Genomic DNA, 8384 nt, shown 5'->3' on the forward strand with positions numbered 1-8384 from the left:
TAAATTGTATTTTGAGAGGGGAATTTTTCACAATGAAATCTACAGGAATCGTTCGTAAAGTTGATGAGTTAGGCCGGGTAGTTATTCCAATCGAGCTTCGCCGTACATTAGGCATCGCTGAGAAAGACGCTTTAGAAATCTATGTTGATGATGAGCGTATTATCTTAAAAAAATATAAGCCTAACATGACTTGCCAAGTAACTGGTGAAGTTTCTGATAACAACCTTACACTTGCTAATGGTAAATTGATTCTTAGCCGTGAAGGTGCAGAAATGCTTATTAAAGAAATTCAACAGAACTTTACAACTTCTAACTAATTAATATACAAAAAACTTCCGGTATCCGGAAGTTTTTTTTCTGTCTTCTTAATCGGCATCGACATGGAATGCCTGATATACGTCACGTTTTTGCATATTTCGATCTTTTGCAACCTGCTTTATAGCATCCTTTGAGGAATGTTCCTTGTTTTCAATATAATAATTGACATGTCCCACAATGTCGAATGCCGTCCACCATGATTCTTCCGGTTCTTCATCGTGTTCTTGTGCCCCTTCTATTATCAGACAGAACTCACCGCGTACCTCATTTTCGACTGCCCAATTCATTGCCTCACTTATCGAACCACGTATGAACTCTTCAAATTTCTTGGTTAATTCACGACATAGGACAATTTGACGGTCACCGAGGATCTCTTGCATATGTTTCAAGGTTTCCTTCAAGCGATGTGGCGACTCATATACAATCCAAGTGGCCTCCATTTTTTTCAGTTTTTCCAACTCTTGTTTCTTCTCTTTTGCTCCCCGCTTTAGAAACCCATAGAAGTAAAAGGGTTGAGGGGCAAGACCTGAGGCGATCAACGCCGTTAATGCAGCGTTAGCACCAGGCAATGGGATGACCTTAAACTGCTCTGCGATTGCTTCCTTTACTAGTTCATATCCAGGGTCTGAAATCGTCGGTAACCCCGCATCACTGACAAGAGCGATGACTTGACCGGAACGAAGACGTTCAAGCATCTGCCGCCCGCTGTATTCTTTATTATGCTCATGGTAACTGACGATAGGTGTAGAAATCTCAAAATAATTGCAAAGTTTTTTTGTATTTCGCGTATCCTCAGCAGCAATGACATCCGCTTCCTTTAAAATTCTTAACGCCCGGAAACTCATATCCTCTAGATTTCCTATTGGTGTAGGCACTAGATATAACGCCGGCTCCAATCCCTCTTTTTCAAAACTCTTTTGTTGCCACATAGATTAAGTCTCCTCCTTTGCCATCCACTGTTCTTTTTGTTTTCTAGTCAGTTGCTTAAACTGGTATTCTGCCTGCATGGCCAATGTTTGGTTTTCAAACGTTTCATGGTAAATCAGTTCCACAGGAATCCGTCCACGCGTGTATTTTGCGCCCTTCCCCTGATTATGCATGTTAATTCTACGTTCTAAATTGTTTGTGTATCCCGCATAATAACTATCATCCCTGCATTTCAAGACGTAGAAGTAATGTTTATTCGTCTCCATATAAAATCCTTCTAATTTCAGGATTATATTCATTCTGTTCATTGTAAACGACAAGAGGAGGCAAGATTTTCAAATCCGGGTTTCCGTCTTTAATTCCTTCAATAAGAATCGTATTGGCCTCTTTCGAACTTTTTGGATATACGAATTGCAACCTCTTCGGTTCAATCCGATACTCCCTCATGAGTCTTAGTATATCCATCAAACGTCCCGGTCTATGGACGAATGCTGCTTTGCCGCCCTGACGAAGTAACTGACTTGAAACACGCATGACGTCTTCTAACGTGCACATGATTTCATGACGGGCAATCGCAAAGTGTTCGTTCTTATTGATTTCCTCGATGGATGGAGTTGTAAAGTAAGGCGGGTTACATGTCACTACATCGTATTTACTGTACCCTATTTGCTTGGGAATTTCTTTTATATCAGCATGTATCATCTCAATCTGAGAAGATACTTCGTTATAGTCGACACTTCTTTGGGCCATATCATATAAGCGTTCCTGAATCTCTATGCCTGTTATCGAGCCTTTAGTTCTCGTGCTTAACAACAAAGGTATGACACCATTTCCAGAGCAGAGATCCACCAACTTTCCCTTTTGAATTGGTACGTTTACAAATCTGGATAATAGAACGGCATCTAATGAAAAAGAAAAAACCGATGGACTCTGGATGATTCGTAAATCCTCCGCCAATAGGTAATCAAGCCGTTCATCTCCTTTAAGTTCTACCATTGCAGTTAACCCTCCTATATATGTAGAAAAAGCAGGATTAGGACCTTACTTTAACCTTCTTTCGTACCAAAAAGGGGCCTGACTCATAGTATGCGTCAGACCCCGAATCACTATATATTGTAAACGGTCTATCTATCACGTAAAAGAGATGGAACATTCTTTTATAGTATTCCATTTTCACTTCTTGTTTAAAAAGGATAAACAGAACAGGCAATCTCCCTCTTTTCGTAAACTGCCAAAATGCAGATTACAAATATGAAAGCCTTCTTGATAGATACGGGCTAGATTATCATAGCCTTCCCCTATATCCATGACCTTATCCGTACTCTCCGCACGGTTTTTCGCTTTTTGTTTCACCTTTATAGAAGTAGAAGTGGGTTCACTCTCAGCATCAGTAAGGCCTAATCGATGGCGCAAGTGCTCATTTTCCAACTTGAGCGACTGATTTCCTTCGAGGATATCCGCAAGATTCTCCTTCAATTCTCCAAGCTGTTTATATAATTGGCCTATCTGGGCTTCCATATTGGTAACCGACTCAAAGATATCTTTTTTGTCCACGCTCTCCACCACCTTAATAATCTGTGGCTTGAATAGAAACGGCTCCCTCTTTTAGAATCTCATCTAAAGTATACTCTAATACTCTTTCCTGCTCGATTAGTTCAATCTGAAGTACGCGTTCTAGAATATTAAGCCCTACTACCTTGCCTTTGCCACCAGGCGTTTCTATCATCTCACCTAAATCAGGAAGCATTTCCTTCGCACTTTCGTACTCATCATTTTCGTATTTCAGACAGCACATCAACCGGCCACATAACCCTGAGATTTTTGTAGGATTGAGTGATAAATTCTGATCCTTCGCCATTTTAATGGAAACAGGTTCAAAGTCTCCAAGAAAAGTGGAACAACACAACATTCTCCCACACGGTCCAATGCCACCAAGCATTTTTGCCTCATCCCTGACCCCGATCTGTCGAAGTTCGATCCTGGTTCTGAATATGGCGGCTAAATCTTTGACTAAATCACGGAAATCCACGCGACCATCCGCTGTAAAGTAAAAAACTACCTTATTTCTATCAAAGGTATATGATACATCAACAAGCTTCATATCCAATTTATGCTCGTCGACTTTTTGACAACATATATAATAAGCTTCTTCTGCAGCAGCCTTGTTTTCTTCAACAATCAGCTTATCTTTTGCATCTGCAACCCGAAGTACTTTTTTCAATGGCAGGACAACATCATTTTCATCTACTTGTTTACGGGCTGTAACAACCTTACCAAATTCTACACCGCGGACGGTCTCCACTATTACAAAATCGTCCTTAGGAATAGCGAATTCGCCCGGATCAAAGTAGTATATCTTGCCCGCTTTTTTAAAACGGACACCTACAACATCATACAAATCATGATCCCTCCTGCAAATTCAGCACAAGCTGTTCCATTAACAGCTGTGGATTTGTGTTGGACATCAATTTCCTTTTCGCTTCCAAAATAAACTCCATATGTTCAGCGAGTCGTCTTGGAGAAAGATGAAGCGCGTGAGTTTCAAATTCCTTCAGTTTATTTTGGAATACAACCAAGTCCTTCTTGTCCAACTGAATGTATAATAAATCCTTATAAATAAGAAGTAACAAATCGAGACCTCTGTCTACCTGTTCTCTTTCTTTAAAGTGTGAAAACCAATCCGTCTGAAGGAATAACAATGCCTTCAAGGAATTCTGTTTTAACACTTCATACAATTTTACCACTATTTTTTGACCTTGTACAAACCATTCATCATGACTCAGGTCGATTCCGTCTCCCACATTCTGTGTTATATGAGAGATAATAGCGGCCATCTGCGGATCCAAATCCTGTTCCATCAGCTTTCGTTTTACATTCTCCGGTGATAAGGGTTTAAATGATATCATTTGACACCTTGACAAAATCGTCGGAAGGATGCGCTGGAATTGTTCGGTCATCAGTATTGCTACCGTATCTCCCGTAGGTTCTTCTAAAAACTTCAAGAGACTGTTCGCTGCTCCGACCGACATTTTATCGGCGTCCATAATCATGTACACTTTCCGATCGGCTTCCACACTTTTCTTTGAGAATTCTTCTTGGAGACTTTTAATCTGTTCTTTTTTAATCGAGATCCCGTCTTTTTCAATCAAATGGATGTCTGGATGGTTTCCACTTGAAATTCGTTTGCAATTCTTACACTTCTCGCATGGCTGATAACCCTCAACCGGAGCTTCACATAGTAAGCTTTTTGCAAAAGTTTTACTAACCTCCTGCTTTCCTGTACCTCTATCCCCTTCAAATATATACGCATGAGCCACTCTGTTCTTCGTGATGCTATTTTGCAACATCGTCATAACCTGTGGCTGAATTTGTCTCATATCCTGCCATGTTTTATCCAACTTCATCCACTCACTTACGTATATAAATTAATCAGAAGGCCTTTAATTTCGCCTATCATTTCTAATATCTCAAGAGAGCTCTTCTCTTTATTCAATATTTCCTCGCTTAACTCTATCAATTTCGCATCAATCGTTTCCACGGTTTTCAATGGACGACTCTGTCCGTATTGATTCCAACTTGTCGACTGCTTCAGCTCAAGTCCATACTCAACAGCTTCGCGTACAAACCGTTTCACTAATGCCTTATATTTGGCCAGTTCCCTAAATGTCCGGGACCGAACTAGGCGCTGACCCGCCCCTTCAATGTCACCGATTAAACGGTTCAAGGTCTGAACCTGCATCTTCTGATCCTGTGTTTGGACCATCTGTTGAAATCTTCCATTACCTGGTTGCATTTGTTTGTTATCTTGCCGGGCTTTATCCAACTTAATGGGAATGTCATGGTTGATTTTCATTAAGAACCTCCATATATCTGGCCGCTAAAATTGCATGAAATTTTCAACTGGCAGAACAAATATGGTTGCACCGCCTACTTGAATTTCCACTGGATAAGGCACATAGGATTCGGCATTGCCTCCCATTGGTGAAACCGGTGATACTATTTGGGACCGTGACTGACAACTTTCCTTGATTATTTCGACGGCCTGATCGACACGTGAATCCTCCGTCCCAATCATAAAAGTTGTATTCCCTGATTTTAAAAACCCACCCGTGCTGGCGAGCTTGGTTGTCCTAAAATTATGTTCCACTAATTCATTAAGCAGTCGATGGCTATCCTTATCTTGAACGACAGCAATGATCATTTTCATTCTCATCATCCTCCGCTTACTATGAATTTTCATTACCATTACATCTATTATAACAATTTGTCTTTGCATGTAATAGGGCGTAGTTGAATATTATGGAAAACCTCGAATTATATTACCGTTTTTTCAAAGCAATCATTAATTGTTCCTTCGTTTCCTGAAAAACTTCCTCGATGGTCTTATCGGCATCAACGATAATGAAACGGTCTTTCCATCTATTAATGGTTACCTGATAGCCCTCATATACCTTTTCATGAAACTCCAAGGCTTCCAAGTCTAGCCTGTTCACTTCCCGGTCTCCATTGGACTGAATACGTCTCAGACCTACTTCGGGCTTTATATCAAAAAAGAACGTGACATCGGGCATCATGTCACCAATTGCAAATTTATTGATATTGTACACTTCTTCTATATCTAAGCCCCTTGCGTAGCCTTGGTAGGCTAACGAGCTATCTATAAATCGATCACAGAGAACGATGGTTCCCTTTTCAAGGGCCGGAGTGACTTTCTCGACCAAATGCTGACGCCTAGCTGCAGCATATAGTAAAGCCTCCGTTCTTGAATCCATTGCTGTATTACCTTTATTTAAGATGACTTCCCTTATTTGTTCGGATATCGGGATGCCACCTGGTTCACGTGTTAATAAAACTTGATAGCCTTCTTGTTGTAGAGCCTTTCCGAGCATATGGATGATTGTTGTTTTCCCTGCTCCCTCCGGCCCTTCCATTGTTATAAAAATACCACGATTCATTGGTGTACCTCCAAGGTTCTTTGTATGTAGTATATCATCTTATCCAACTTGGCTGCTCTCATAAACAATCAGCTTCCCGCTTGAAAGTAAAGAACCACCATGAAACCTGGAGCCCAGTGCTACCAATCTCTCTAAATGCACCATATGCTCTGCTGTAATCATTTCCCCGGTCATAATCAATGGAATACCAGGAGGGTAAGGGATAACCATTTCGGCGGAAACCGAACCGATAGCCTTTCCAAATTCAACAGGCTTTGTACTTTTTTGCTTCAAGACAGAGTATGGGTAGGCCAGGGTTGTCATCGTGCCATTATTACTCCCCATCACTTCAGGGACTTCTACTTGTTCTCCTGAACTATTTTTTGTTGCATGTTTAATTTTTCGAACGACTTCTTGGAACGGGAAATCCTGGTTTCCCTTAACTAACGGAAGAGTCATCAATAGATTGTAGGGATCTGCAAGCTCCGAATAGATGCTTTCCGCTTCGCATAACTGTTGCAAATGAAAACCACTTAGGCCCATTTTAGACCGAATAGTTACTTTCAAAGGGTCAATAGACGTGCCCCGCGGTGCCTCTAGCACACATATCGTACCAATCTTAGCCAGCTCCACCCTGAAGTCTGAAATCCTCTTAATAAGGTGATTTTGATCTTCTGTTGTAAATGAAGCTAGATACCCCCGTGCTAAATCAAGAGATCCCATAATCGGGTAAGACGGACTGCTCGATTGTAGCATTTGCAAATTGAAGGTCACCTTCTCCACCTCCAACAAGTCGGATTGAACATGAAGGAAAGAACCCATGGTCATGGCCGGTAAAGTTTTATGCGCCGAGTGGACAACTGCGTCTGCTCCCGCCAGGATTGCAGAATCAGGAAAAGGATTCCCTAATTGGAAATGAGCACCATGTGCCTCGTCTACCAACACAGGGATGCCCCTTTCATGTGCCATTTTTACAATGCCGGACAGTCCATCTTCAGTAAGTCCATAGTAATTGGGGTTGGTCAATATGATAGCCTTTACATCCGAATGAACAACCAGTGCCTCCTCCAATAGATCCGAACTGATACCACCCGCCACTCCCCATTCCTTGTAATAAATCGGTTGTAAAAAAACAGGCTGCACATTTGTCAACATCAGGCCATGCAAGATGGATTTATGACAATTTCTTTGAACCAGTACCTTGTCCCCCTCCTTACAAGCAGCAAGGATCATGGCAAGGTTTCCTACGGTTGATCCGTTGACTAAGAAATAACTCTTCTTTACCCCATATAAATCGGCTAGAAGTAGTTCAGATTCTAATATGACTCCTTCTGGAGCATGCAGATCGTCCAAACCCGCTATTTCCGTAGCATCTACTCCAAGCAGGGTCTTATAAATTTCTCTCCCTTTTTCGTTGAACACTTGACCATTTTTATGGCCTGGGACGTGTAATGAAATGGGGCCCTTTTTATTTAAATTGCTCATTGCATCGAACAATGGTGTATAGGATTGATTCATTTACCTCTTCCTTCAACTTCATAATATTTTCATTTTATCAAATATGTCCAGGCTTATCCCAGGTCATCTTTTTCTTTCTCATTTTGGGCGCAGAAAAAAGTTAGAGAATAAGGAAATTCCGAACCTCATTCTCTAACTCTACAATTATCGACAACTACTATTTCTTTATGAACAGATTTCAGGATTCGTGATTTTCCTTAACTTTTTCAAATAATGTTTATACCTGGGATCATTCGTATCCGTCCCAATCATATCCCTTTCGCATTCCTCACAGATAAATGTCGTATATAGGTGTATCCCCATTCCTTTTACCTGTTCACATACCACGCACGATTCCCCTGCTGTTGTTTTGGCTGTTGTTATCCCCAACATCTCCACCTCCATAGCTGCATTCTCCCCAAAAATCAGTGTCCACATACATGACTTTAAATAGTTTAAGAGAACTCGGGGCACTTTTAATAATGTATGATGAAGGCTTACGTTAGGTGTATGTCTATATAAAAAATCCCTACCTAGGGATTCGTTTCTTCCTAAATAAGACGGCTTTTGCTCACACGAAAAAAGGCCAGCACGATGGCTGACCTTTCAAATGGCTTGGCGGCGTCCTACTCTCACAGGGGGAAACCCCCAACTACCATCGGCGCTGAAGAGCTTAACTGCCGTGTTCGGAATGGGAACGGGTGTGAC

12 protein-coding genes and 1 rRNA gene are annotated in these 8384 nt (G+C 41.3%); 1 reads left to right on the forward strand and 12 read right to left on the reverse strand.

Going from position 1 to position 8384, the window contains the following annotated elements:
* The first annotated feature begins 32 nt into the window (after positions 1-32).
* Positions 33-317, forward strand: coding sequence for a transition state genes transcriptional regulator AbrB (locus tag ACIQXN_RS20140; RefSeq protein WP_402970913.1), 285 nt, complete (start codon positions 33-35; stop codon positions 315-317).
* Between the two features lie 48 nt (positions 318-365).
* On the opposite strand, the gene rsmI is transcribed toward ACIQXN_RS20140, so the two are convergent.
* From rsmI to rrf, 12 genes are all read right to left on the reverse strand, one after another.
* Positions 366-1247 (reverse strand): 16S rRNA (cytidine(1402)-2'-O)-methyltransferase, encoded by an 882-nt coding sequence (gene rsmI, locus ACIQXN_RS20145; RefSeq protein WP_402970916.1) that lies wholly within the window; start codon positions 1245-1247, stop codon positions 366-368.
* A 3-nt stretch (positions 1248-1250) separates the two neighbouring features.
* The gene (locus ACIQXN_RS20150; RefSeq protein WP_402970919.1) at positions 1251-1511 is read right to left on the reverse strand and encodes a GIY-YIG nuclease family protein; all 261 of its coding nucleotides are present in this window, start codon (positions 1509-1511) and stop codon (positions 1251-1253) included.
* A complete protein-coding gene (locus tag ACIQXN_RS20155) occupies positions 1498-2241 on the reverse strand; it encodes a tRNA1(Val) (adenine(37)-N6)-methyltransferase (RefSeq protein WP_402970922.1) in 744 nt (247 codons plus the stop codon). The genes ACIQXN_RS20150 and ACIQXN_RS20155 overlap by 14 nt, the downstream gene beginning before the upstream one ends.
* 177 nt (positions 2242-2418) lie before the next feature.
* The gene (yabA, locus tag ACIQXN_RS20160) at positions 2419-2799 is read right to left on the reverse strand and encodes a DNA replication initiation control protein YabA (protein ID WP_402970925.1); all 381 of its coding nucleotides are present in this window, start codon (positions 2797-2799) and stop codon (positions 2419-2421) included.
* Positions 2800-2812: 13 nt separating this feature from the next.
* Positions 2813-3643 carry a competence/sporulation regulator complex protein RicT gene (gene ricT, locus ACIQXN_RS20165; RefSeq protein WP_402970928.1) on the reverse strand — a complete coding sequence of 277 codons (831 nt, stop codon included), beginning with the start codon at positions 3641-3643 and terminating at the stop codon, positions 2813-2815.
* Between the two features lies 1 nt (position 3644).
* Positions 3645-4649, reverse strand: a complete 1005-nt coding sequence (gene holB / locus ACIQXN_RS20170; protein ID WP_402970931.1) for a DNA polymerase III subunit delta' — start codon at positions 4647-4649, stop codon at positions 3645-3647.
* A gap of 8 nt (positions 4650-4657) precedes the next feature.
* Complete coding sequence (locus tag ACIQXN_RS20175) at positions 4658-5098, reverse strand: YaaR family protein (protein ID WP_402970935.1); 441 nt, start codon at positions 5096-5098, stop codon at positions 4658-4660.
* A 24-nt stretch (positions 5099-5122) separates the two neighbouring features.
* Positions 5123-5452, reverse strand: a complete 330-nt coding sequence (locus tag ACIQXN_RS20180) for a cyclic-di-AMP receptor (RefSeq protein ID WP_402970938.1) — start codon at positions 5450-5452, stop codon at positions 5123-5125.
* A gap of 112 nt (positions 5453-5564) precedes the next feature.
* The gene (gene tmk / locus ACIQXN_RS20185; protein WP_402970941.1) at positions 5565-6200 is read right to left on the reverse strand and encodes a dTMP kinase; all 636 of its coding nucleotides are present in this window, start codon (positions 6198-6200) and stop codon (positions 5565-5567) included.
* Between the two features lie 39 nt (positions 6201-6239).
* Positions 6240-7697: an aminotransferase class I/II-fold pyridoxal phosphate-dependent enzyme gene (locus tag ACIQXN_RS20190; protein WP_402970944.1), complete on the reverse strand. Its 1458-nt coding sequence runs from the start codon at positions 7695-7697 to the stop codon at positions 6240-6242.
* Positions 7698-7862: 165 nt separating this feature from the next.
* A complete protein-coding gene (locus ACIQXN_RS20195; RefSeq protein ID WP_402970947.1) occupies positions 7863-8081 on the reverse strand; it encodes a sigma factor G inhibitor Gin in 219 nt (72 codons plus the stop codon).
* Between the two features lie 208 nt (positions 8082-8289).
* Positions 8290-8384, reverse strand: a 5S ribosomal RNA gene (gene rrf / locus ACIQXN_RS20200); the annotation flags it as partial.

Source organism: Peribacillus sp. NPDC097295 (assembly GCF_044761665.1).
Taxonomy (GTDB): domain Bacteria; phylum Bacillota; class Bacilli; order Bacillales; family DSM-1321; genus Peribacillus.